The following is a 22,249-nucleotide window of genomic DNA, read 5'->3' as shown; positions in this document are numbered from 1 at the left end:
AAGACACCGCCGGGGCCGCGCATGTGACAGCGGTCGCCACCGTGCCCGGATCGTCAGGTCACGGTGGCGCGCCACGGTCAGTAGGTGGTGGTGAGGATCTCCAGGACCTGGGTGTGATCGGGGGACAGGGGATTGTTCGTCGTCACCGCGTCCGCCACCGCCCCGGCGGCGATGGCGGGCAGCATGCCGCGGTCGGTGCCGAGCGTCCTCAGGGGGCGCTTCACCTCGACGGCGCCCGCGATCTCGCGTACCGCGTCGATGGCGGCCCGCGCCCAGTCCCCGTCGGCGGGCGGTGCCAGCCGCATGGCGCGCGCCACCTGCTCATAGGCGCCCCGCGCGGCGGGGGCGTTGAACTCCATCACCTCTTCGAGGACGGCGGCGAGGGCGACGCCGTGGGGAGTGCCGGTGTGCGCGGTCAGCGCGTGGCCGATGCCATGGACCAGCCCGAGCCCGGAGAGGCTGAGTGCCTGGCCCGCGAGATGGGCTCCCAGCATCAGCTCGGCGCGGGCATCCAGGTCCGCGCCGTCCCGGTACGCGGCGGGCAGGGCGTGGCTGACCATGGTCACGGCCTGGGTGGCGTAGGCGGTGGAGACCGGGTTCGCGCCGCGCGAGGCGAGTGACTCGATGCCGTGGACCAGGGCGTCGATACCGGTGGCGGCGGTGGCCGGTGCGGGAAGCCCCAGGGTGAGCTCCGGGTCGAGCAGCGCGATGCGCGGCTTCACGGAGGGGTGGCCGATGTACACCTTGCGGCAGGCGGTGGTGTCCTCGATGACCCCGAAGCCGTTGGTTTCGGCGCCGGTGCCGGAGGTGGTGGGGATCGCGACGAGCGGGAGTCCGTCGGCCGCCTCCCAGAGCTCGTCGGCGTCGCCGGCCATGGCCTTCGGGTTGCCGACCAGCAGGGATATGCCCTTCGCCGCGTCGAGTACGGAGCCGCCACCGAGGGCGACGACCGCGGCGGTGCCGAACGCACGGGCCCGTGCGGCACCCGCGTCGACGTTGGCGGTGGAGGGGTTGGGAGCCACCTCGTCGTAGACGGCGTACTCCAGCCCCGCGGCCCGGAGGATCTTGAGAACGGGCTCGAGGACGCCCGCGGCGCGCAGGCCGTGGTCGGTGACGACGAAGGCGCGATCGTGGCCGGTGGCCGCGATCAGTGCGGGGAGTTGGCCGATGCGGCCGGGGCCGAACTCGATACGACAGGTGGGGTCGATGCTCAGCGGCGTTGGGCCGCCGGGCCCGGAAGAGGTCATGGGTGCGGCTCCTGGCGTCGTGGTGCGGGGTGGCGTTCGCTTCTTCTCAGACCGCGAGGGTCGCGCTCAGACCGCGAGGGTCGCGTCGGCCGGCGCGATGGTCGGGTCGGGCAGCCGGAACTCCTGCCCGGCGAGGGCCTCGTAGAGGCGGACCGGGCTCATCTCACCGGCGAGCTCGCCATGATGGGCCTTGGAGCGGCGGTAGATCTGCTCGACCAGGGCGGACAGTTCGGTGGACACCCCCAGATCGCGGCCGAGGTCGACGGCGAGCCCCAGGTCCTTGCAGGCCAGCGCCATGGCGAACGAGTCGTCGTAGTCACCGTCGGCGAGGATGGACATGAGGTCCTTCTCGACGAAGGCGGAGGCGGCCGGGCTCGCCAGCAGCGAGCTGCGCAGCGTCCCGAGGTCGACGCCCGCCTTGACGCCCATGGCGAGCACCTCGGAGGTGGCGACCACATGGCTGAACCAGAGCAGGTTGAGCATGAGCTTGACCGTGTAGCCCGCGCCGGGCGGGCCGACGTGCAGAATCCGGTCCGGATCGCCCATGGCCTCGAGGACGGGCAGGGCGATGCGGAAGTCGTCGTCCGTACCGCCGGCGAAGATCTGCAGCGCTCCGGCCTCGGCGCCCCGCGCCATCCCGCTGACCGGTGCGTCGAGCCGGCGCACCCCGCGCCCGTTCAGCACATCGGCGGCGACCCGGTCCGCGGCCGCGGGGGTCGAGGTCGACATGTCGATCCACAGGGCGCCGGGCGGCAGGGCCTCGGCCGCGCCACCGCGCAGCAGCACGTCCTCGACGATCCGCGGGGTGGGGAGCATCGTGATCAGGAATTCCGCGCCTTCGGCACAGGTCGCGGGCGAGTCGGCCCAGCGGGCGCCGAGCGCCAGATGCTCGGCGGCGGCCTCGGGCCGGGTGTCGTGCACGGTGACCAGGTGGCCCGCGTGGATGAGATGGCGGGCCATGTGGCGTCCCATGTTGCCCAGGCCGATGAAACCGATCCTCATCGTTGTCCTCGCTGTGGTGAGAAGAGAAAAGTAAAGAGGGGAGGGGATGAACAGGTCCGTGCGCCATGGCCGGTTCAGGCCAGGTTGATCCAGGTGGTCTTCAGCGCCGTGTACGCGTCCAGTGCGTGCAGGGACTTGTCACGGCCCGCGCCGGTGGCCTTGAAGCCGCCGAAGGGGGTGATGACATCGCTGGCGTCGAAGGTGTTGATCCAGACCGTCCCGGCCCGCAGCCGCTTGGCGGCGCGGTGGGCGACGGCCACATCACGTGTCCAGACGGAGGCGACGAGCCCGAAGTCGCTCTCGTTGGCCAGCCGTATCCCCTCGTCGGCGTCGCCGTCGTAGGACACGATGGCCAGGACCGGGCCGAAGATCTCCTCCTGGCCGACGGCGGAGGTGTTCACCACCCCGTCCAGGACGGTCGGTTCGACATAGCTGCCGCCCGACTCGGCGAGGGTGCGGCCACCGCCGAACACCACACTCGCCCCGTCCTCCACACCGCGCTCGATATAGCCGAGGACCGTGGCCAGCTGGGTCTCGTCGACCAGGGGGCCCATGACGGTGGCCGGATCGAGCGGGTCGCCCACCCGGAAGGTCTCCGCGGTGATCCGGCGCAGGGCGTCCAGGAGCCGGTCCTTGACGGAGGCGTGGACCACGACGCGGGAACCGGCGTTGCAGGTCTGTCCGGCGTTGTAGAAGATGCCCCAGGCCACCGCCGACGCGGCGGCCTCGATGTCGGCGTCGGGCAACAGCAGCTGGGGCGACTTGCCACCCGCCTCGACGGCCACCTGCTTGCCGTTGGACTCGCCCGCGTACACCTGGAAGAGCCGGGCCACCTCCGCCGAACCGGTGAAGGCGATCTTGTCGACCTCCGGGTGGCGGCCCAGAGCCTGTCCGGCGACCTCGCCGCGGCCCGGGAGGACGTTGAACACCCCGTCCGGCAGACCCGCCTCGGAGGCGAGGGCGGCCAGGCGCAGAGCGGCCAGGGAGGTCTGCTCGGCCGGCTTGAGGACGACGCTGTTGCCGGTGGCCAGCGCCGGACCCAGCTTCCAACTGGCGATCAGCAGCGCGTAGTTCCACGGGACGACCGCGCCGATGACGCCCAGGGGTTCCCGGGTGATCAGGGCGATCGCGTCGCCGGGGGTCGGCGCCACCTCGTCGTAGGTCTTGTCGATGGCCTCGGCGTACCAGGCGATGGTCTCGGCGGCCTTGTCCACGTCGATCCGCACGGACTCGGTGATGGGCTTGCCCATCTCCAGGGTGTCGAGGAGGGCCAGCTCCTCGGCGTTCGCCCGGATCAGATCCGCCCAGCGCAGCAGGACGCCCTTGCGCTCCTTGGGCGGCAGGTCGCGCCAGCGTCCGTCCTCGAAGGCGGCGCGCGCGCCCCGTACGGCACGGTCCACGTCCTCGGCCCCGGCCGCCTGCACCTTGGCGAGCACCGAACCGTCGCGCGGCGAGACGCTGGTGAAGGTGTCGCCGGAGAGGGCGTCGGTGAAGCGGCCGTCGATGAACAGCCGGGTCTCGACGGTGAGTGTGCCGGCCGCGGCCACCCACTGGTCGTACGAACGGGCGAGCAGGGCGTCGATGCCGTGCGTCATGTGATCCTCCAGCGGTCGATCGCGTCTTCGTCGAGCTCGATACCGAGGCCCGGCCTCGCGGATATCTCGAGGTCGCCCTCGCTGTTCACCCGCACCGGGTCGGCGAGCATGAAGTCCCGGCGCTCCGGGGTCCACCCGGGCGGGTCGTAGGGGAACTCGAAGTACGGGCCGCCGCCGACCCCTGCCGCCACGTGCAGATTGGCGAGCACGCCGATGCCGTTGGTCCAGCTGTGCGGGGTGAAGTGGCGGTGCTTGAGCTGGGCGATCTCCGCCAGGGTGCGGGCGCGGTGCATGCCGATCGCGAGCACCACGTCCATCTGGTAGATGTCCAGGGCGTCCTCTTCGAGGTAGCGCAGCAACTCGGTGGGGGAGTGGTGCATCTCGCCGGCGGCGATGCGTACCCCGGGGTTCTCGGCCCGCAGGCGCTTGAAGCCCGCCAGGTCGCCGTAGGGCAGTGGCTCCTCGACCCAGAACACGTCGAGCTCGGCCAGGCGCGCGATGGTCTTGCGGGTCCGGGCTAGGTCGGTGGCGCCCGCGGTGTCGCCCGCCATGCGCCACGACTGGTTCAGGTCCACCATGATCTCGAAGTCGGCGCCCAGTTCCTCGCGTACGGCGCGGACCGCGGCGATCCCCTCGTCGACCCGGTCGCGGTCGATGCGGATCTTCATCGCGCGGAAGCCCGCTTCGCGGACCTTCAGCGCGGTGGCGACACGCTCCTGGGGCGCCTTGAGCTCACCGCAGGAGGCGTAGGCGGGCAGCTTCTTGGCCGCGTTGCCGAACAGCTCCGCCACCGGGCGGCCGTGGACCTTGCCGATGATGTCCCACAGGGCCGCCTCCAGCGGCCAGTAGTGGGCGCCGTGGAAGTTGGCGGTCTCGATGGCCTTGACGTGCCGGGTGATGTCGAGCGGGTCCTCGCCGACGAACAGGTGCTTGTAGGTGTCGAAGCCGTCCATCAGATCACCGGAGCCGATACCGGTGATCCCCTCGTCGGTGTGGACGCGGACGATCGTCGCGTCGAAGTGGCGCCGTGGCTCGGGGTCCCACGCGGCCCGGAACGGCGGGTCCAGCTCCAGGCGCAGCCGGTCCAGGGTGATATCCGTGATCTTCATCGGGTGAGCACCTCGGAGGTGGGGGCGTAGAACGGGTTGACCGGGCCTTCCTCGGCGGCCGCGAGGACATCGGCCACGGTCGGGGCGCCGGTCACCGCGGCCCGCACCGCCTCGTAGGCGGCGGCGCGCTGATTGCGGAAGGACACGTCCAGGTCGTCGACCGCCGGGTTCACCCAGATCGCGGCGATGATCAGCAGTTCGTCGGCATCCTCGGCGGGCAGCACACCGTCCCGGACCGCGTCCGCGACCCCCTGCGCCAGACCGGCCTGGGCGGAGCCCCACGTGGCGCGCTGGTGCAGCTCACCCTCCGCGGCGGCCTTCGGCACGAACAGCGTCAGCGGCTTCACCGGGACCGAGGGCCGCACGATCGTCACGAAGGGGACGTGTCCGGCGCTGGGCGTGGCCAGCGCCGTGGCCCAGGCCGTTTCGACGGGTCCGCCCTTGCGTCCGATCACGACGTTCGTGTGCGCGGCGTTGGCACCCTCCCCGGCGAAGGACTCGCCGATGAGGGCGGTCGGGGCAAAAGGCGATGGCATGGGGATCTCCTGGATCTCCGGGAGCGGGGAATCGGCGGACCACAGGGGAGGAACCGCGCATTCGCCGCAGTTCTCCGGTCCGATGCGGCGAATCTAGAACCGCCGCCACCCCGTCGACAAGCCGTCGGGGTGAATCGAAATGCCGGTTGCTCTCATGACAACCCGGCGGCTGACCTGGGGCTTCCGCGGTGTGCGCCCTAGGATGTCGCGCGTGACGAACCTCCCCCCTCGCGGCACCGACGGTCCCGAGGACCCCGCCGATCCGCATGGCACGGGCCCCGACGCCGCCTCCGCCGGTCCCGCGGACACCGCCGCCCCGCGCGGCCACGGGCTGCGCCGTGACATCGACCTGCTGGAGGCGCTCGCCTCCGACGAGGCCCAGAACGCCGGCGGGCTCGGCGTCGTACGCCTGGCGCATCTGGTGGGCCGGGAGAAGACCCAGGTCTCACGGGCCCTCAAGGCCCTGGCCGCCGCGGGGATCGTGGAACGCGACCCCGACACCCTGGAGTACCGCCTGGGCTGGCGGCTCTTCTCGCTCGTCGCGCGGACCTCGCAGAACCGGCTGGTGCGCATGGCCGAGCCGGTGATGCACGCGCTGTCGTCGGACGTGGAGGAGACCAGCCATCTGTGTGTCCTGAGCGACCGCGAGGTGCTCACCCTGCTCTCGGTCTCCGGACACTCCTTCCGCGTCCACGGCTGGGAGGGGCGCGGAGTGCCCGCGTGGCAGACCTCGGCCGGACGCGTGCTGCTGGCCGATGCCACCCCCGATGAGCTGTACGTCCGCTTCGGCACCGCCTCGACGCCACCGATCCCCGAGCTGTGGTCACTGATCCAGGAGGCTTCGCGACGGGGCTACGCGAGGGTGAGCGAGGAGTTCGAGACCGGGCTGGTCGGGGTCTCCGCACCCGTACGCGACTTCCGGGGACGTGTCGTCGCGGCGCTCAACATCTCGGCACCCAAGTCCCGGCTCGGCGACCGCCTGGACCAGGCGGGCCGCACGACGGCCAAGGCGGCGGCACGCGTCTCCGTGATGCTGGGCTGGGAGCCTCGGCACACCTCCTTCCCCAGGGCACGGCTCACCTGACAGCGCGGGGGCCGCGCGGCCCATGCGGGTGCGGGGCGGGCATGCCGGGGCAGTTGCCCTGACAGCAACCACCATTGCGATCCGAGAAGTGGTCTTGTCGGCCGCATGACGCGCTCGTAAATTCACCGCGAACCGGACCAGCCCCTGTTCGGAACGGAGAAAAGAGCAGCTCATGAACCTCCCCGGCATAGAAACCCTCGTCAAGGCGCCGTTCGCCGAAGGCGATGTGTTCATCGCCGGCCGCTGGTGTGCGGCCGAGGACGGACGGACGTTCCCCGTGCACGACCCGGCCACCGCGGAGCTGATCCGCGAGGTGTCCGCGGCCGGCCCGGCGGACGCCATGGCGGCGGTCGACGCGGCCCAGGCGGCCGCCGCCGGGTGGCGGGCGACGCCGGCCCGCCGTCGTTCGGAGGTCCTGCACACGGCGTTCGCGCTGATGCGCGAGCACACCGACACGCTCGCCCGCCTGATCGTCCTGGAGAACGGCAAGGCATACCGGGACGCGGTGTCCGAGGTCGGCTACGCGGCGGAGTTCTTCCGCTGGTTCGCCGAGGAGGCGGTACGGATCGGCTCCTCGTTCGGCGACGCGCCCGGTGGCGGCTTCCGGCACGTCGTGCGCAGGCATCCGGTGGGCGTCACCGCCTTCGTCACACCGTGGAACTTCCCCGCCGCGATGGCCACCCGGAAGATCGCCCCGGCGCTCGCCGCCGGCTGCCCGGTGCTCCTCAAGCCGGCCCCCGACACCCCCTTCACCGCCCTCGCCATCGCCGCCCTGCTGAGCGAGGCGGGCCTGCCCGACGGGCTGCTGAACGTCCTGCCGACCGACCGCGCGCCCGAGGTGGTCTCCGCCTGGCTCCGCGACGAGCGGGTCCGCAAGTTCTCCTTCACCGGCTCCACCGCCACCGGCCGCACCCTCCTGGGGCAGGCGGCGGAGAACGTGGTCAACGTGACCATGGAGCTGGGTGGCAACGCCCCCTTCATCGTCTGCGAGGACGCCGACGTCGACGCCGCGGTGCGCGGTGCGATGGACGCCAAGATGCGGGGCGGTGGCGAGGTCTGCATCGCCGCCAACCGGTTCTACGTCCATGAGTCCGTCGCCGCCGAATTCACCGAGAAGTTCGCGGCGGCCATGACCGCGGTCCGTGCCGGAGCGGGTCTGGAGGAGGGCGTCACCCTCGGCCCGATGATCAACCGGACCGCCGTGGAGTCCATCCGTTCCCTGGTCGACGACGCGGTCGCCCGTGGCGCGAAGGTCGCCGCGCGGGGCAGCGTGCCCGAAGGCCCTGGCTGCTACCACCCGGCCACCGTCCTGGTGGATGTGCCCGAGGACGCCCGGATCATGAACGAGGAGGTCTTCGGGCCGGTCGCGCCCCTGGCCACCTTCGCCGACGAGGACGAGCTGGTGGCCCGTGCCAACGCCACCGTGCACGGCCTCGCCTCGTACATCTACTCGCGCGACGTGGGCCGGGCCCTGCGCCTGTCCGAGCGCTTGGAGACCGGCATGGTCGGCCTCAACCGGGGCCTGCTGTCCGACCCGGCCGCGCCTTTCGGCGGCGTCAAGCAGTCGGGCCTGGGCCGGGAGGGCGGCCGCGAGGGCATCGAGGCCTTCCTGGAGACGCAGTACATCGCCCTCGACTGGCCGACCGACTGATTCCCCCTCCCCCCACCGCTGCTCCCGGGGCCACTCCTCCCGGGCCGCTCATTCTCGGGCCGCGCTTCCCCGGGCCGCTCTTTCCCGGGGGCAGCGGTCTCCTCCCCCTCTCAGTGAAGGACCCGCGCATGGCAACGACGCCTGTGACCGAGCAGAACGAGCCCAGCACACCGCCGGGCGCACCCGCCACCGAACGCGAACGGAAGCGGCTGCACACCAAGCTGAAGCTGGCCACCCAGATCGGCCAGGGAATCGACGGCTACATCATCGGCGGCATCGGCCTGGCGATGTCGGCGATCACCGACGACCTCCATCTGTCCTCCATGGAACAGGGCCTGGTCGGTGCCTCACCGCTCATCGGGATCTTCATCGGAGGGCCGCTCTTCGGCCGGCTGGCCGACCGGTTCGGACGCCGGCCGGTGTTCCTGATGGACATGCTGATCTTCCTGATCGGCTCGGTGCTCCAGTTCTTCGTCGCCGACGGCCCCCAGCTCATCCTCATCCGGCTGGTGATGGGCGTGGCGATCGGCGGCGAGTACGCGATCGGCGCCCCGCTGCTGTCGGAGTACGCGGGCCGGCTGGGCCGCGGGCGGCTGCTGGCGAGCCTGGAGATCAGCTGGTACCTGGGGTACGCGCTGGCCACGGTCGTGGGAGCGCTGTTCACCTCCGTCGACGGCGGCTGGCGCTGGTCCCTGGCGAGCAGTGCGGTGATCGCGGTGGTGTGCGTGGCCCTGCGAGGTGGCATTCCGGAGTCCGCGCGCTGGCTGCTGAGCAGGGGGCGCCGGGACGAGGCCGAAGCGCTGATCGAGAAGTACGGCATCGAGGTGGACGTCGAAGCGGAGCTGGACGACCGCGACGAGGTGCGGCAGGACGGGTTCCGCGCGCTCTTCAGCCGGCAGCATCTGCGCTCCACGGTGTTCGCCAGTGTCTTCTGGGCCGCCCTGGTGCTGCCGTACTTCGCCATCGGCACCTTCTGGACCGAGGTCTTCGAGGCTCTGCACATGGGGGACAACGCGGTCGCCGCGCTGCTCGTCTACTCCTTCACCGCCGTGGCCGGTGTCACCGCGGGATGCCTCGTCGTGGACCGGATCGGCCGCCGCAAGCTGCTGATCCCGCCGTTCTGGATCACGGCCGCGTGTCTGGCCCTGGTGGCGGTGTGGCCGTCCTCCACCCCCGTCATCGTCGTCGGCTTCCTGTTCTTCATCTTCCTCAACGCCGCCTCCAGCGCACTGACCGCGGTCTATCCGCTGGAGGTGTTCCCCACCTCCCTGCGGACCACGGGCGTCGGCTTCGCCACGGCCATGAGCCGGGTGGGCGCCGCGATCGGCACGTTCCTGCTGCCGATGGGGCTCGACCACTTCGGCGCGGAGTTCGTGCTCCTGATCGGCGCCGGAGTGCTGGTGGTCGGCGCCCTGGTGTCCCAGTTCCTGGCGCCGGAGACCACCGACCTGGACCTGGCCCGGGCGGCGCGAACGGCCCGCGAAGGGGCGTAGGGACCGGCGGCGACCGGCTACCCGGCCGCGAGACGGGGTGCGCCGACGGTGCTGCGGAAACGGGCGCGATAGACCGTCGGCGAGACCCCGAGGGTGTGCTGGAACACCCGCCGCAGCGACTCCGAGGAGCCGAACCCCGCCTGCCGCGCCACCTCCTCGACCGTGCCGGTGCCGTCCGCGAGCAGTGCCTGGGCGGCCTCGACACGGACGGCTTCGACATAGCGGCCGGGCGTGATGCCCACCTCGGTGCGGAACAGCCGCTCCAGGTGGCGGGCGCTCACACCGCCCGAGGCGGCCAGCGTGGCCCGGGTGTGGCACCCCGCGGGGTCCGCGGTGACGCGGTCCATCACCCGGCGCACCGCCGGATGCCGTGGCTGACGCGGGGCCAGCCGCGCGCTGAACTGCGCCTGCCCGCCCGGGCGGGCCATGAAGACCACCAGCTGCCTGGCCACGTTGCGGGCCACCTCCGCTCCCCAGTCCTCCTCGACCAGGGACAGCGAGAGGTCGATTCCCGCGGTGATACCGGCCGAGGTGGCCACATGGCCGTCCCGGACGAAGACGGGATTGCCGTCCACGCGCACCTGGGGGTAGGCGGTGGCCAGCTGCGCCGCCAGCTCCCAGTGCGTGGCGGCGCGGCGGCCGTCCAGGAGGCCGGCCTCGGCCAGCACGAAGGCGCCCGCGCACACGGATGCCACGCGCTTCGCCCGCACCGACAGCCGCGTCACGAGCCCGACCAGGTCGGTGTCGGCCACGGCCGAGCGCCAGTCCCTCCTCCCCGGGACCAGCAGGGTGCCCAGGCGTGGTGGCAGCGTGCCGGGATCGCCGTCGGCGCCGATCACGAGCCCGGAGGACGTGGTGACGGCGTCACCGGCGAGGGAGACCACCCGTACGTCGTAGTCGGCGCCGTAGTGGTTGGCCGTGGTGAAGACCTCCACGGGGCCGGTGACATCCAGCAGCTGCACCCCGTCGAACGCGACGATCACGACGGTGCGCCCGCCACGGGGTGCCGGTGACGCCGGGCGCGCTATTCCGTCCACGGCGAATCCAGGATCGTCCGGACGAAGTTCCCCCGCTCGAAGCCGGGGACGAAGTGCTCCAGGACATCCGCCTTGACGTTGCCGAACGTGGTCTGCGGCTTGGGGCGGATGCCATCGGCGAACGCCCGCAGAATCCTGTTCTTGAAGTCGGGGCGCGGATGCAGCGCCACGACCGCCGCCCGGTCCTCGGCGGAGAGATCCTCGTACCCGATGCCGAGCACGTCGTACTCGACACCGGCCGTCACCAGCGCCACTTCCGGTTCCATGAACTCGGGGACCCCGGGAGTGGTGTGCAGGGCGATCGCCGTCCAGACCCGGCGGATACTGTCCTCGGGTACGCCATGGGCCTGCAGAAACCGCTTCGCCTCGGCCGCGCTGTCCACCTCGAAACGGCGGCCACTGCCATGGAACGCCTCGTTGAGGCCCACGTCGTGGAACATCGCGCCCAGGTACAGCAGCTCCGGGTCGAAGCTCAGATCGCGCCGGTGGCCCTGCAGGCTGCCGAAGAAGTACACCCGCCGCGAATGGTGATAGATGAGCTCGCTCGTCGTGTCCCGGATCAGCTCCGTGGCCTCGCGCGCCAGCGTCGTGCCCGGCACCTTCACGCCTGCCGCGACAGCAGTGTCAGTCGTCATGTGTCCGCTCTCCGTGTCCGTAGCAGTACGCCCCTGTGGGGCACTGTCCACAGCCTCGCGCGGCGGCCGGCTCGCTTGCCATGACGATAGCGCCCTGTATCCCACGGATAGCGACAGGAAACGCCGGTGGTGGCCCCGCGCCGATGTCCGTGTGAGGGGCTTCGTGAGTCTCAGTCGAAGTGCCGGATCCGTGCGATGGCCCCGGGCGCGTACGGCGGCCAGTCGCCCGGAGAGGCGCCGACGATGAACGCGGTGACAGCCGTGGCGAAGGCCCGCCCCATCGCCCGCTCGGCGTCCGAGGGTTCCCCGGGTGAAAGCGAGGATTCGAAGACAAATGATCTCTGGATCGGGGCAGAAAGTGCGACATGCGGTGCCCACCCGTGCCACGTCAGCCCGGCTGACGTGGCATCGGCGCAACGGGGGACGGGTGGTTACGGTCTACGACTGCCCGTTCTCCTCGAGCCAGCGGAAGAAGGCGATCTGCCGGGACATGACGGAGATCAGCTCGTAGGCGGTGTGCGAGGCGGCCACGGAGGTGATCTCGGCGTGGTCGTACGCAGGGGCGACCTCGACCAGGTCGGCGGAGACCAGATAGCAGTCGCTGAGCCCGCGCACGATCTCCAGGAGTTCACGCGAGGTGAGGCCGCCCGCCTCGGGGGTGCCGGTGCCGGGGGCGTGTGCGGGATCCAGGACGTCTATGTCCACGGATATGTAGAGCGGCCGCTTGCCGATGCGCTCCTTGAGCTGCTGCACCACCTCGTCCACCCCGCGCCGCATCACATCGGCCGAGGTGACGATCCCGAAGCCCAGCTTGGTGTCCTCGTCCAGGTCTTCCTTGCTGTACAGCGAGCCGCGGGTGCCGACGTGTGAGAGCGCGGAGGTGTCCAGGAGGCCCTCCTCGGCCGCGCGGCGGAACGGCGTTCCATGGGTGTACTGGGCGCCGAAGTAGGAGTCCCAGGTGTCCAGGTGCGCGTCGAAGTGCAGCAGCGCCACCGGGCCGTGCCGGCGGGCCACCGAGCGCAGGATCGGCAGCGCGATGGTGTGGTCGCCGCCCAGCGTCATCAGCTGCGCGCCCGTGGACAGCAGAGCGTCCGTGCCCTCCTCGATGCTCTCGACGGCCGCGTCGATGTTGTGCGGATTGGCCGTGATGTCACCGGCGTCCGCCACCTGGGCGTAGTGAAACGGGTACACGTCCTGGGCCGGGTTGTAGGGGCGCAGCTGGCGCGAGGCCTCCCGGACGGCGTTGGAGCCGAAGCGCGCGCCCGGCCGGTAGGAGACACCCGCGTCGAACGGCACCCCGACCACGGCGATATCGGTGGTGCCGACCTGGTCCAGACGGGGGACACGGCCGAAGGTCGCCGGGCCCGTGAAGTGCAGGGTGGCATCGGTCTCATGGGGCGGAACGGGCATTGCCATGTCGAGAGGGTTCGCGGTCATGCGGTGCCGAGTCCTTCTTCTGTGGGGGGAACGATCGTGTAGGGGGATGATCCGTGTGGGGGGATGATCCGTGTGGGGGAATGCCGGCCTGGTCGAGGCCGAGTTACGTGGATGATGAAACCGTCCGTTGGTGAACGGGGAAGGGCGCTCACCTGGCTCCGCGGCAGTCCCGCGCACATCGCCAGGTGACCCGCTCGGTGTCCAGGGGTCGCGGACGCACCAAGCGGTCGTCGGTCGCACTCCCGCGGGGGAAGGAGTGCCGCGCCTAGGACGCGTGGCGTACGGGCCGGGGGCCGGTCATGGGGCCCGGGTTTCCCGAATCCGAGCAGCCCGTTCCAGGAAACCCCCGGTCAGCGGGTCTTCGGCTCTCTGTGGCGCGGCAGCGGCGCCCGCGACAGCCGCTCACTGGGCGCCGTCCCGGCGTTCGCTCACTCGTCACACCCTTGTGGTCCTCCGCCTCGCGGGCGGCTGCCTCGCGGCACGATGTGGGCAGTCCAGCACACAACCGCTGGCCTGCGCATGTACCTCGGTCATGTCCGATCGTAGAACCGGCAGTTGAAGCCCTCCCACCCGGCCTCCGATGACCGCTCGCGCCGGGCGAACGAGCGGCCGGACGCGCTACCCGTCACGGGCCTCCAGGCGGGCCACGATCCCCTTCGACGTCGGTTGGTTGCTGATCTCGGCCACGCTGTCGAGCGGCACCAGGACGTTGGTCTCGGGGTAGTAGGTGGCGGCGCAGCCGCGGGTGGTCGGATACGGGACCACCTCGAAGTCCTCCGCGCGGCGCTCCACATCGTCGGTCCACACGCCCACGAGGTCGACGGACTGCCCCTGGACCAGACCGAGTTCGGCCATATCGGCGGGATTGACCAGTACCACCCTGCGTCGTCCGTGGATGCCCCGGTAGCGGTCGTTGTCCGTGTAGGGAATGGTGTTCCACTGGTCGTGGGAGCGCAGGGTCTGCAGCAGCAGATGTCCTTCGGGGGCCCGCAGCATGTCCCAGGCGTTGCGGGTGAACAGGGCCTTGCCGGCGGGGGTGGCGAAGACCCCCTCGTTGACCGGATTGGGCAGCCTGATGCCACTGGGACGGGCCACCCGCCGGTTGTAGTCGTGGAACCCCGGAACGACGTGGGCGATGCGGTGGCGGATCGCCCCGTAGTCGGCCTCGAACTTCTCCCAGGGGATGCCGGCCTTGTCGCCGAGGGTGTGGCGGGCGAGCCGGCACAGGATGGCCACCTCGCTGAGCAGCAGCTTGGAGGCCGGTTTCAGGCGCCCATAGGACGTGTGCACCTCGCTCATCGAGTTCTCCACGGTGACGAACTGCTCGCCACTGGACTGGATGTCCCGTTCGGTGCGGCCCAGGGTCGGCAGGATGAGCGCGGTCCGGCCGCAGACCGTATGGGACCTGTTGAGCTTGGTGGAGATGTGGACGGTGAGGCGGCAGCGCCGCATGGCTTCCTCGGTGACCGCACTGTCCGGAGCGGCCCGGACGAAGTTGCCCGCGAGCGAGAGGAAGACCTTGATACGGCCCTCGCGCATGGCCCTGATCGAGTTCACCGAGTCCAGTCCGTGGGCGCGAGGCGGATCGAAGCCGAACTCGCGCTGCAGCGCGTCCAGGAAGGAGTCCGGCATCTGCTCCCAGATGCCCATCGTGCGGTCGCCCTGCACATTGCTGTGCCCGCGCACCGGGCAGGCCCCGGCTCCGGCCCGGCCGAGGTTTCCGCGCAGCATCAGGAAGTTCACGATCTCCCTGATGGTGGGGACACCGTGGCGGTGCTGTGTCACTCCCATGGCCCAGCAGACGATGATGCGCTTGCTGTCCAGGACGGCGTCCCGGACCTCCTCGATCTCGCGGAGGGTCAGTCCGGTCGCGGTCAGGATGTCGTCCCAGGCGATGGTGCGGACGTGCTGGGAGAACTCCTCGAACCCACTGGTGCTGGAGCGGATGAAATCGTGGTCGAGCACGGTGCCCGGCCGGGCGTCCTCCGCCTCCAGCAGCAGTCGGTTCAGGCCCTGGAACAGCGCGAGGTCGCCGCCGCTGCGGATGTGGAGGAAACGATCGGCGATACGGGTGCCGGGCCCGATCACCCCGCGGGCCCGCTGCGGGTTCTTGAACCGGAGCAGTCCGGCCTCCGGCAGCGTGTTCACCGCGATGATGTGGCCGCCGTTGATCTTCGCCTGCTCCAGCGCGGAGAGCTGTCGCGGATGGTTGGTGCCGGGATTCTGGCCCACCAGGAAGATCAGGTCGGCCTGGTGCAGATCGTCCAGGCTCACCGTGCCCTTGCCCGTGCCCAACGTCTCGTGCAGCGCGAAGCCGCTGGACTCATGGCACATATTGCTGCAGTCGGGCAGGTTGTTGGTGCCGTAGGCCCTGGCGAAGAGCTGCAGCACGAAGGCGGCCTCGTTGCTGGCGCGCCCCGAGGTGTAGAAGACCGCCTCGTCGGGGGAATCCAGCGATGTCAGCTCCGCGGCGATCAGCTTCAGGGCGTCATGCCAGCTGATCGGCTCGTAGTGATCCGCGTCCGGCCGCTTGACCATCGGTCCGGTGAGCCGGCCCTGCTGGTTCAGCCACAGGTCGGAACGGCGGCCGAGTTCGGAGACCGCATGCGTACGGAAGAAGTCGGCGGTGACGCGCCGCGCCGTCGCCTCGTCGTTGATGTGCTTGGCGCCGTTCTCGCAGTATTCGTTGCGGTGCCGGTGGCCGGGGGCGGGGTCGGCCCAGGCGCAGCCGGGACAGTCGATGCCCGCCACCTGGTTCATGGTCAGCAGCGTCGTGGCGGTGCGCCGGACCGTCGTCTCCTCCAGGGAGTACTCCAGCGCATGGGTCACCGCGGGCACTCCCGCCGCCCACTTCTTGGGCGGCGTGGCGGAGAGCCGTTCATCCGGCTCGTGTCTCGGCGCCTTCTTCATCAGGTGTGTCTCGCTCTCTTGGACGAGGGTCAGCCCACGGGCCAGCGAGCAACCCGGCTTCTCGGCGGTTCCGGCTCCGTCGGCTGTACGTGCCCGTTGTGGATGGACCCCCGCCAGGCACCGGTCTCCTCGCCCAGACCCTCGATGAACTCCTTGAAGTGCCCGAGTTCCCTTTGGACCACACGGGCGGTGAGCCCGGAGGATGCGTGGGTGAGGAGGGACGCGACTTTGCCCGGAGCGCTCTGTATGCGCACGGTGACCTGGGCGCGGTCCGGTGCCGTGGGGCGGAACGACGCCTCACCCCAGTGGGAGGGGCGGCGCTGGAGGCAACGCCACACCACCAAGGAGTCCGGCCGCTGGTGCACGATCTCGGCCTGGAACGCACAGCGCACCGGGCCGCACCGGATGACCCAGTGGGTGATCGCGGGTCTGATCTGCTCGACCCGCTTCACCGCGGACATGAACCGCGGAAAGCTCTTGAACTGGGTCCATTGGTTGTAGGCAGTGCGTACCGGGACCGCGACCTCGACCGTCTCTTCGATGGTGTTCATGGCCCACCTGTCTCCAGATCTGCCCTCAGTGTCACCGCCCGACCAGCGGGTCGCCAGATGGATCTTCCTCCTCCGTGAATGAGAATCTACAGTCAACCTATTGTTTGACTGCATGAATTCATGCATGCTGGCGCCGTCCGAATGTGAACGGTCGGGAGGCAGGCGTGGCAGTGCACACGGAGGCGGCGGACGCGCGGACGGCGGGGGACCGGGATGCGGCGCCTGTGCCGGGCACCGCCCCGAAGGAACCGCTCACCGGCTTCCACATCCGGGTGACGGCCACCACCTTCGGGGCGAACTTCTCCGACGGCTACGCCCTCGGGGTCATCGGCGCGGTGCTGCCCGCGCTCGGCACCGATATGCACCTGTCCGGCGTCTGGCAAGGCCTGCTCGGCGCCTCCGCCCTGATCGGCCTGTTCTTCGGCAGCATCCTGCTGGGGCGGGTGGCCGACGTCATCGGGCGCCAGAAGCTGTACCTGTACAACTTCGTCCTGATCGCCGTCGCCTCCGCCGCCCAGTTCTGGGCCCACAGCCCGCTGGTCCTCTTCCTGCTCCGGCTGGCGATCGGCTTCGGTCTGGGCGCCGACTACGCCGTCGGCCCGACCCTGCTCTCCGAGTTCGTCCCCAGCCGGCTGCGCGGCGTTCTCCTGGGCTCCCTCACCGTGCTGTGGACCGTCGGCTACGTCCTCGCCAACGTCCTGGGCACCTACATCCCGATCAACGGCACCTCCGCGTACTGGCTGCTGGCCAGCGGAGCGGTGCCCGCTCTGCTGGTGCTGCTGCTGCGGATCGGTATCCCCGAATCCCCGAGCTGGCTGGCCGCCCGCGGCCGGGCCGCCGAGGCCGCGAAGATCCGCCGCACCTACCTGGGGCAGTCCGAGGCCACCGCCGCCGACGCGGAGGCCGCGGCCGCGAAGCAGCCGCCCGCCGCCCGGTACCGCGAGCTCTTCGCCCCCGGTCAGGCGACCAAGACCTGGTTCGGCGTCATCTTCTACAGCGCCCAGGTGCTGCCCTACTTCGCCATCTACACCTTCATGCCGCAGATCCTGGCCACCTTGCGGATCTCCGGCGCCGACCCCCAGAACCTGGTGCTCAACCTGGCCCTGCTGCTCGGCGGGGTGATCGGACTGTGGCCGGTGCAGCGCCTGGGGCGCAGGCCGTTCACCATCGGCACCTTCACGATCCTCACGCTCTGTCTGGCGGCGATGGCCGTACTCAGCGGCGCCTCCAGCGGGGCGCTGATGGTCCCCTTCCTGATCTACACCTTCGTCATGGCCGGTGCCTCCACCATCACCCAGGTCTATCCGGCCGAGCTCTTCCCCACCGCGCTGCGCGGCTCCGGGGTCGGCTTCCTCAACGGCACCAGCAGGGTGGCTTCCGCCCTCGGCACCTTCGTGCTGCCGGTCAGCCTGAGCCACTTCGGCGCGGGGTGGTCGATGGGCTGGATGGCGCTGGTGCTGTTGCTCGGCACGGTCGTCAGCCTGGCCTGGGCGCCGGAGACGCGTGACACTCTCACCGCCGAGGACCTCCACCACTGACGCCCGCGACGGGCGGTCGCCCGGCGCTGCCCGGCCCCGCACACGGAGGGGAGGTCATTCATGTGCTCTTCCCCGTCCGTTGCCGGACATCTTCCTGCGTTTGCTCTCATGGGCCTCATAACGTGCGCTCGATCCCCGCCGTCCCACCGTGTGGAGCAAGCGCATGTGCAGCCCCCGTCAGACCCATGAGCCGCAGCCCGGAACCCGCCGCCGTACCTTTCTGCGCACCACCGGACTCGCCGGCGCGGGCGTGGCCATGACCGGGCTGGAGCTGGCGCCGCCCGCCGCTGCCGCACCGGCATCCGGCGCCACGGGCGTGCCCGCCTGGCACCCCGACCCCGAAAGCCCCAGATTCACCCTCGCCGTCATGCCGGACACCCAGTACCTCTTCGACGGCGAGAGCATCCACCCGGCGCCGGTGGAGGCGTCCTTCCGCTATCTCCTCAACCACGCACGCGAGGAGAACATCGTCTTCCTGTCCCACCTCGGCGATCTCACCGAGCATGGGAAGGTCACCGAATTCGGGCCGATCAGCGGGGCGTTCCGCCTCCTGGACGAGCGGGGCGCCGCCTACAGCGTGGTGGCCGGAAACCACGACCTCGACTCGTCCACCGACGACCAGCGGGGCCGCACGCCCTATCTGGACGCCTTCGGCCCCCGGCGGTTCCGCTCCTCGCCCTCGTTCCGCGGCGCCAGCCCGGACGGCTACAACACGTACCACACCTTCTCCGCCGCGGGCCGGGAATGGCTGGTGCTCGCCCTGGACTGGCGCCCGTCCGCGAAGGGCATCGCCTGGGCCCGGGAGGTCATCGCCCACCACCCCAGGACTCCGGTCATCCTCACCACCCATGAGCTGGTCTACGCGGACCACGAGGGCGAGGAGGCGAGCTTCTCCGACCACGGACAGTGGCTGTGGGACGAACTGATAGCCGACCACGACCAGATATTCCTGACCCTCAACGGCCACTACTGGCCGCCCGCCCGCACCGTCCGCAAGAACACCATGGGCCACGACGTCCATCTGCACATCACCAACTACCAGGACCGCTACTACGGCGGCGCCGGGATGATCCGCCTCTACCAGTTCGACCTCGCCCGCCACACCATCGACGTCCGGACGCTCTCCCCGTGGATCCTGGACCGCGCCGATGACCACCTCAACGAGCTGGAGCGGGGCGAGATCGAACGCACCGGTCCCCAGGACTACTTCAGCGTCCCGATCGACTTCGAGCGGCGCTTCGCCGGGTTCGCCCCCGCCGCACCGCGGCCGGCCCGGCCCGCCTCGCGGCTGGTGATACCCGGTACGGTGGCCTACTGGCGGTTCGACCAGGGCGGCCGGGACGGCGCGCCCGTCGAGGACACCGTCCGGATCACCGATCACTCGGGGCGTGGCAACCACCTCACCAAGGTCGCCGTCCCCGGGAGCCCCGCCGACGCCCTCACCTGGTCCGATGACCACCACCCCGACCAGCCGGGACACGGCAGCCTGGTCTTCCAGGGCGACAAGTCCCCGCTGCGCGGCGCCTATCTGCGGACGGCCGACGGCGCCCCGTTGAACGGCGCCTCCTTCCGCTCCGGTTACACCGTCGAGGCGTTCCTCAAACTGCCCGCCGACTGGGACAGCGGACGCAACGCCTGGGCCGCGCTGCTCGGCCGGCGGGGCCGCAGCGGCGACGCCGGAAAGACCGGCGGTGACACGGAGGAGCCGGTGGTCACCCTCTCGCTGTCCGACGGCCATGCGCTCCAGTGGGCCGTCTATCCGCTGAACCAGGACGGCGCGGTCACCAACTGGAGCCATGAGCTGCCGCTGAACACGTGGTGGCATGGGGCGGTGGTGAACGACGGACGACACACCACGCTGTATGTGAACGGCTGCCCGGTGGCGCGCAATCCCTCAACCCCGGCGACCGGCCTCACCACCCTCGGGCTGCCCTGGCTGCTGGGCGGCTATGAGTACGGCGGGAAGATCGACCAGATCATGCGTGGCTGGATCGGCGACGTCCGCCTCGTGGACCGGGCACTCCCGGTGCGCGAATTCATGACCTCCTGACCGAGGGCTCCGGGGGCTCCAGCGGCCCTCCCGGGCCTTCCTGGAGCCCCCCGGAGCCCCGGGCTCAGTGCGTCAGCGAGTACCAGCCGGCGCTGCCCAGCGTGACGCACACGGCGCCGGCCCACCGCAGCGCTTTGGGCGAGACGAGGAGGGCGAACCTGACGTGTTCGTCGACGTTGACCTCAAGCCGTCGTGGATGCCGGCGGCTTCGGACGGGTGCGGAAGGGGTGTCGTGGTCTCCACCGTTGGCCAGGTGCTGGTCGGCCGCGACAGGAGGATGGCTCTCATCGCGGCCGTCACCGGTTCCACCGGGGCCGAGACGTGCTTCGGCCATACAGGTATCTCCTTGGTCTTCGGGGCCCGCGGTGACGTGCCGGGGCCTGTCTGGTGAGGGATTGACGGGGTGTCCGGCTCCAACTGCCAGGAAGGGGGGAACACCACGTCGGGACGTACGCCTGCTCGTCGACAGGTGTCGTGTAGTTAACGCAGCCACGTCCCCATACGCAACTAAACCCGCAGTAACCGCTGACCCGGCGTCAGCCGGTGTCTGTCGGAGGGGGGCTCTACAATGCCGCTTCGCGCAGAGGACATTGAGGGACTTATCTCCCATTGCCGACCATAGCGGCTGAACTTACCGGCGGGTATGTCGCAAGTTTGCGATAGGGAGCGCGGGTAAATTCACTTAACGCGCCAGTTGAGCTCCCGTAGGTATGGCCAACGCCACACTCCCGGCGATGGCGAAGCACCAAAGCCGGACCTACCCGCGCATCAGCGGAAGATTTCCGCGTAGGCCCCACGCCAGGTGCGTGAACAAGGGCGCTTCGGCGGGGCTTTCAGGTCACGAGGCCGACCGGCCGGCCTATTCGCGTCGTGGTTCGAGGGGGTACGGGCAGTCTGTCCGATGCCCACTCATTGTCGCTCGGTTTGGCAGTTTCCTGCAGGTCGGCTAAGTGATTGCCCGGGCGGACCATCCATGCTCAACGCAACGATGAGATCGCGAATGCAAATTCAATGGGAGCGGTGTGGATGAAGCGAGGAACAAAGACCGCCATGGCCGGAAACCGCCGCCCCTCCCTTCCTGGCAGTTGGAGCAGGGGCGGCGGCCCTCACCAGACGTGGAGAACCACGCCTGCTCTTCTTCATCGTTGACCCCGCGGATCTGCGGGCAGCGTCGCTGTTCCGGCCTCCGCCCAGTCAACGACCGGATCGAGGATAGTGTTTATCTGTAGGGTTCGGACGCACAACGAGGGTGAAATTTGTGTTATTCGCACCACTGTTCTGGCTGTTCAGAAATATGAAAATCTCCGGCCGCGGGCCCGATCTCTGAGGGCGTTCTGATAGCGGAACCTCCGATCCTGCCGGTGCGGGCCGCCGTCCAATACCCGGCCCAATTGCGGCGCGGCGGCGTTATGCGAGCGCCGCGGCACGGCTCATCGTCGGCCGACCTCGCCCGGAGTCACAGCCATGTCGTCGCCGGCCAGATGGCCACGGCCGCGGCGATGAGCAGCGTGAAGTTGAGAGTGATCTGACGGTCTCCGCGGCTCAGATGGACCCTGGTCGCGCCGAGTTGGAGGACCACGAACCCGATGGCCGCGGCCAGGGCCAGCCAGGGCGCGATGCCGGTCAGCGGCGGGAGGATCAGCCCGATCGCGCCGAGCACTTCGATCACCCCGATGGCCCGGACGGCCGGCATCGGCGTGGTGTCCACCCAGGCCATCATCGGCCGGAGCCGCTCACGGCTCCGGACCACCTTCACCCCGCCCCCGTAGAGGTAGAAGAGAGCGAGCAGGCCGGCGACGATCCAATAGGCGACGTTCACGATGCCGGCTCCGTCCGCTGATCGAAGTCGGTGGCGGGCTCGGTGGCGTAACGGCGCATCACCTGAATGTTCGCCTGCGGGGTCAGCGCCTGGCCGCCGGCGATCATGTCCTGCAGCTCCCGGAAGTACCGCACATACAGGTCCGGTGTGAAGGTGCTGAGCATGACCGCCGGTTGGTCGGTCGTGTTGGCGAAGGTGTGCGGGGCGCCGGGAGGCACCATCACGAGCGTGCCCGCGGTCGCGTCGTAGTCCTGTTCCCCGACCGTGAACCGCACCGTGCCGGAGATGACGTAGAAACCCTCGTCGTGCTCGGCGTGGCGGTGTTGCGGCGGTCCGGGGGTGTGCGGCGCGAGGACGGATTCGGCGATGCCGAGGCGGTGCCCGGTGTTACGGCCGTCTTCGAGGATGCGCAGTCGTGTGGTGCCCAGGACGATCGTCTCGCCGTCGTCCGGGCCGACCACCGATACGGCGGGGTCGGCCATCGGTTCGCTGGTCTTCGGTTCATCAGTCACGCGTCGATTCCAGTGCCAGGGCGCGGCGACTGTCCAAGACCCA

At 70.2% G+C, this 22,249-nt stretch carries 18 protein-coding genes; 5 read left to right on the top strand and 13 right to left on the bottom strand.

The window, feature by feature from the left end; all coding sequences use genetic code 11:
- Positions 1–77: 77 nt before the first annotated feature.
- From J8403_RS02050 to fae, 5 genes are all read right to left on the bottom strand, one after another.
- Positions 78–1,247 carry an iron-containing alcohol dehydrogenase gene (locus J8403_RS02050; protein WP_211121545.1) on the bottom strand — a complete coding sequence of 390 codons (1,170 nt, stop codon included), beginning with the start codon at positions 1,245–1,247 and terminating at the stop codon, positions 78–80.
- A gap of 66 nt (positions 1,248–1,313) precedes the next feature.
- A complete protein-coding gene (locus tag J8403_RS02045; protein ID WP_211121544.1) occupies positions 1,314–2,249 on the bottom strand; it encodes an NAD(P)-dependent oxidoreductase in 936 nt (311 codons plus the stop codon).
- Positions 2,250–2,323: 74 nt separating this feature from the next.
- Positions 2,324–3,844 (bottom strand): aldehyde dehydrogenase, encoded by a 1,521-nt coding sequence (locus J8403_RS02040; RefSeq protein ID WP_211121543.1) that lies wholly within the window; start codon positions 3,842–3,844, stop codon positions 2,324–2,326.
- Positions 3,841–4,953, bottom strand: a complete 1,113-nt coding sequence (locus tag J8403_RS02035; RefSeq protein ID WP_211121542.1) for a mandelate racemase/muconate lactonizing enzyme family protein — start codon at positions 4,951–4,953, stop codon at positions 3,841–3,843. The genes J8403_RS02040 and J8403_RS02035 overlap by 4 nt, the downstream gene beginning before the upstream one ends.
- On the bottom strand, positions 4,950–5,489 hold the full coding sequence (fae, locus tag J8403_RS02030; RefSeq protein WP_211121541.1) for a formaldehyde-activating enzyme: 540 nt from the start codon (positions 5,487–5,489) through the stop codon (positions 4,950–4,952). The genes J8403_RS02035 and fae overlap by 4 nt, the downstream gene beginning before the upstream one ends.
- A gap of 211 nt (positions 5,490–5,700) precedes the next feature.
- Between fae and J8403_RS02025 the strand changes: the two genes are divergently transcribed.
- From J8403_RS02025 to J8403_RS02015, 3 genes are all read left to right on the top strand, one after another.
- Positions 5,701–6,573, top strand: a complete 873-nt coding sequence (locus J8403_RS02025; protein WP_211121540.1) for an IclR family transcriptional regulator — start codon at positions 5,701–5,703, stop codon at positions 6,571–6,573.
- Positions 6,574–6,745: 172 nt separating this feature from the next.
- Positions 6,746–8,224, top strand: a complete 1,479-nt coding sequence (locus J8403_RS02020; RefSeq protein WP_211121539.1) for an NAD-dependent succinate-semialdehyde dehydrogenase — start codon at positions 6,746–6,748, stop codon at positions 8,222–8,224.
- Positions 8,225–8,352: 128 nt separating this feature from the next.
- The gene (locus J8403_RS02015) at positions 8,353–9,717 is read left to right on the top strand and encodes an MFS transporter (RefSeq protein WP_211121538.1); all 1,365 of its coding nucleotides are present in this window, start codon (positions 8,353–8,355) and stop codon (positions 9,715–9,717) included.
- Positions 9,718–9,734: 17 nt separating this feature from the next.
- On the opposite strand, the gene J8403_RS02010 is transcribed toward J8403_RS02015, so the two are convergent.
- From J8403_RS02010 to J8403_RS01990, 5 genes are all read right to left on the bottom strand, one after another.
- Entirely contained in the window at positions 9,735–10,754 is a 1,020-nt protein-coding gene (locus J8403_RS02010) for a GlxA family transcriptional regulator (protein WP_246585646.1), read from the bottom strand.
- A complete protein-coding gene (locus J8403_RS02005; protein ID WP_211121537.1) occupies positions 10,742–11,389 on the bottom strand; it encodes an HD domain-containing protein in 648 nt (215 codons plus the stop codon). The genes J8403_RS02010 and J8403_RS02005 overlap by 13 nt, the downstream gene beginning before the upstream one ends.
- Positions 11,390–11,827: 438 nt before the next feature.
- Entirely contained in the window at positions 11,828–12,799 is a 972-nt protein-coding gene (gene speB, locus J8403_RS02000; protein WP_211128039.1) for an agmatinase, read from the bottom strand.
- A 645-nt stretch (positions 12,800–13,444) separates the two neighbouring features.
- Positions 13,445–15,736: an FdhF/YdeP family oxidoreductase gene (locus tag J8403_RS01995; protein ID WP_211121536.1), complete on the bottom strand. Its 2,292-nt coding sequence runs from the start codon at positions 15,734–15,736 to the stop codon at positions 13,445–13,447.
- 29 nt (positions 15,737–15,765) lie between these two features.
- Entirely contained in the window at positions 15,766–16,287 is a 522-nt protein-coding gene (locus J8403_RS01990; RefSeq protein WP_211121535.1) for an SRPBCC family protein, read from the bottom strand.
- A gap of 164 nt (positions 16,288–16,451) precedes the next feature.
- Here J8403_RS01990 and J8403_RS01985 point away from each other — a divergent pair, with 164 nt between their 5' ends.
- Positions 16,452–17,825: an MFS transporter gene (locus J8403_RS01985; RefSeq protein ID WP_211121534.1), complete on the top strand. Its 1,374-nt coding sequence runs from the start codon at positions 16,452–16,454 to the stop codon at positions 17,823–17,825.
- A gap of 163 nt (positions 17,826–17,988) precedes the next feature.
- Positions 17,989–19,875 (top strand): LamG-like jellyroll fold domain-containing protein, encoded by a 1,887-nt coding sequence (locus J8403_RS01980; RefSeq protein ID WP_211121533.1) that lies wholly within the window; start codon positions 17,989–17,991, stop codon positions 19,873–19,875.
- 64 nt (positions 19,876–19,939) lie between these two features.
- Here J8403_RS01980 and J8403_RS01975 read toward each other — a convergent pair whose 3' ends face one another.
- The 3 genes from J8403_RS01975 to J8403_RS01965 all read right to left on the bottom strand — a co-directional run bounded on the left by J8403_RS01975 (position 19,940) and on the right by J8403_RS01965 (position 22,176).
- On the bottom strand, positions 19,940–20,209 hold the full coding sequence (locus J8403_RS01975; protein WP_211121532.1) for a hypothetical protein: 270 nt from the start codon (positions 20,207–20,209) through the stop codon (positions 19,940–19,942).
- Between the two features lie 1,122 nt (positions 20,210–21,331).
- Positions 21,332–21,694, bottom strand: coding sequence for a DoxX family protein (locus J8403_RS01970; RefSeq protein ID WP_211121531.1), 363 nt, complete (start codon positions 21,692–21,694; stop codon positions 21,332–21,334).
- Positions 21,691–22,176 (bottom strand): cupin domain-containing protein, encoded by a 486-nt coding sequence (locus tag J8403_RS01965; protein WP_211128038.1) that lies wholly within the window; start codon positions 22,174–22,176, stop codon positions 21,691–21,693. The genes J8403_RS01970 and J8403_RS01965 overlap by 4 nt, the downstream gene beginning before the upstream one ends.
- Positions 22,177–22,249: the final 73 nt, after the last annotated feature.

Origin of the sequence: Streptomyces yatensis, assembly GCF_018069625.1 — a bacterium.
Taxonomy (GTDB): Bacteria; Actinomycetota; Actinomycetes; order Streptomycetales; family Streptomycetaceae; genus Streptomyces; species Streptomyces yatensis.
Note: the sequence above shows the minus strand (reverse complement) of the source record. Positions and strands in the feature narration are given on the sequence as shown.

Excerpts from the sequence above, each read along its gene's own strand:
- J8403_RS02050 (WP_211121545.1), bottom strand. The coding sequence starts at position 1,247 with ATGACCTCTTCCGGGCCCGGCGGCCCAACGCCGCTGAGCATCGACCCC.
- J8403_RS02045 (WP_211121544.1), bottom strand. The coding sequence starts at position 2,249 with ATGAGGATCGGTTTCATCGGCCTGGGCAACATGGGACGCCACATGGCC.
- J8403_RS02040 (WP_211121543.1), bottom strand. The coding sequence starts at position 3,844 with ATGACGCACGGCATCGACGCCCTGCTCGCCCGTTCGTACGACCAGTGG.
- J8403_RS02035 (WP_211121542.1), bottom strand. The coding sequence starts at position 4,953 with ATGAAGATCACGGATATCACCCTGGACCGGCTGCGCCTGGAGCTGGAC.
- fae (WP_211121541.1), bottom strand. The coding sequence starts at position 5,489 with ATGCCATCGCCTTTTGCCCCGACCGCCCTCATCGGCGAGTCCTTCGCC.
- J8403_RS02020 (WP_211121539.1), top strand. The coding sequence starts at position 6,746 with ATGAACCTCCCCGGCATAGAAACCCTCGTCAAGGCGCCGTTCGCCGAA.
- J8403_RS02015 (WP_211121538.1), top strand. The coding sequence starts at position 8,353 with ATGGCAACGACGCCTGTGACCGAGCAGAACGAGCCCAGCACACCGCCG.
- J8403_RS02005 (WP_211121537.1), bottom strand. The coding sequence starts at position 11,389 with ATGACGACTGACACTGCTGTCGCGGCAGGCGTGAAGGTGCCGGGCACG.
- speB (WP_211128039.1), bottom strand. The coding sequence starts at position 12,799 with ATGCCCGTTCCGCCCCATGAGACCGATGCCACCCTGCACTTCACGGGC.
- J8403_RS01995 (WP_211121536.1), bottom strand. The coding sequence starts at position 15,736 with ATGAAGAAGGCGCCGAGACACGAGCCGGATGAACGGCTCTCCGCCACG.
- J8403_RS01990 (WP_211121535.1), bottom strand. The coding sequence starts at position 16,287 with ATGAACACCATCGAAGAGACGGTCGAGGTCGCGGTCCCGGTACGCACT.
- J8403_RS01980 (WP_211121533.1), top strand. The coding sequence starts at position 17,989 with ATGTGCAGCCCCCGTCAGACCCATGAGCCGCAGCCCGGAACCCGCCGC.
- J8403_RS01975 (WP_211121532.1), bottom strand. The coding sequence starts at position 20,209 with ATGGCCGAAGCACGTCTCGGCCCCGGTGGAACCGGTGACGGCCGCGAT.
- J8403_RS01965 (WP_211128038.1), bottom strand. The coding sequence starts at position 22,176 with ATGGCCGACCCCGCCGTATCGGTGGTCGGCCCGGACGACGGCGAGACG.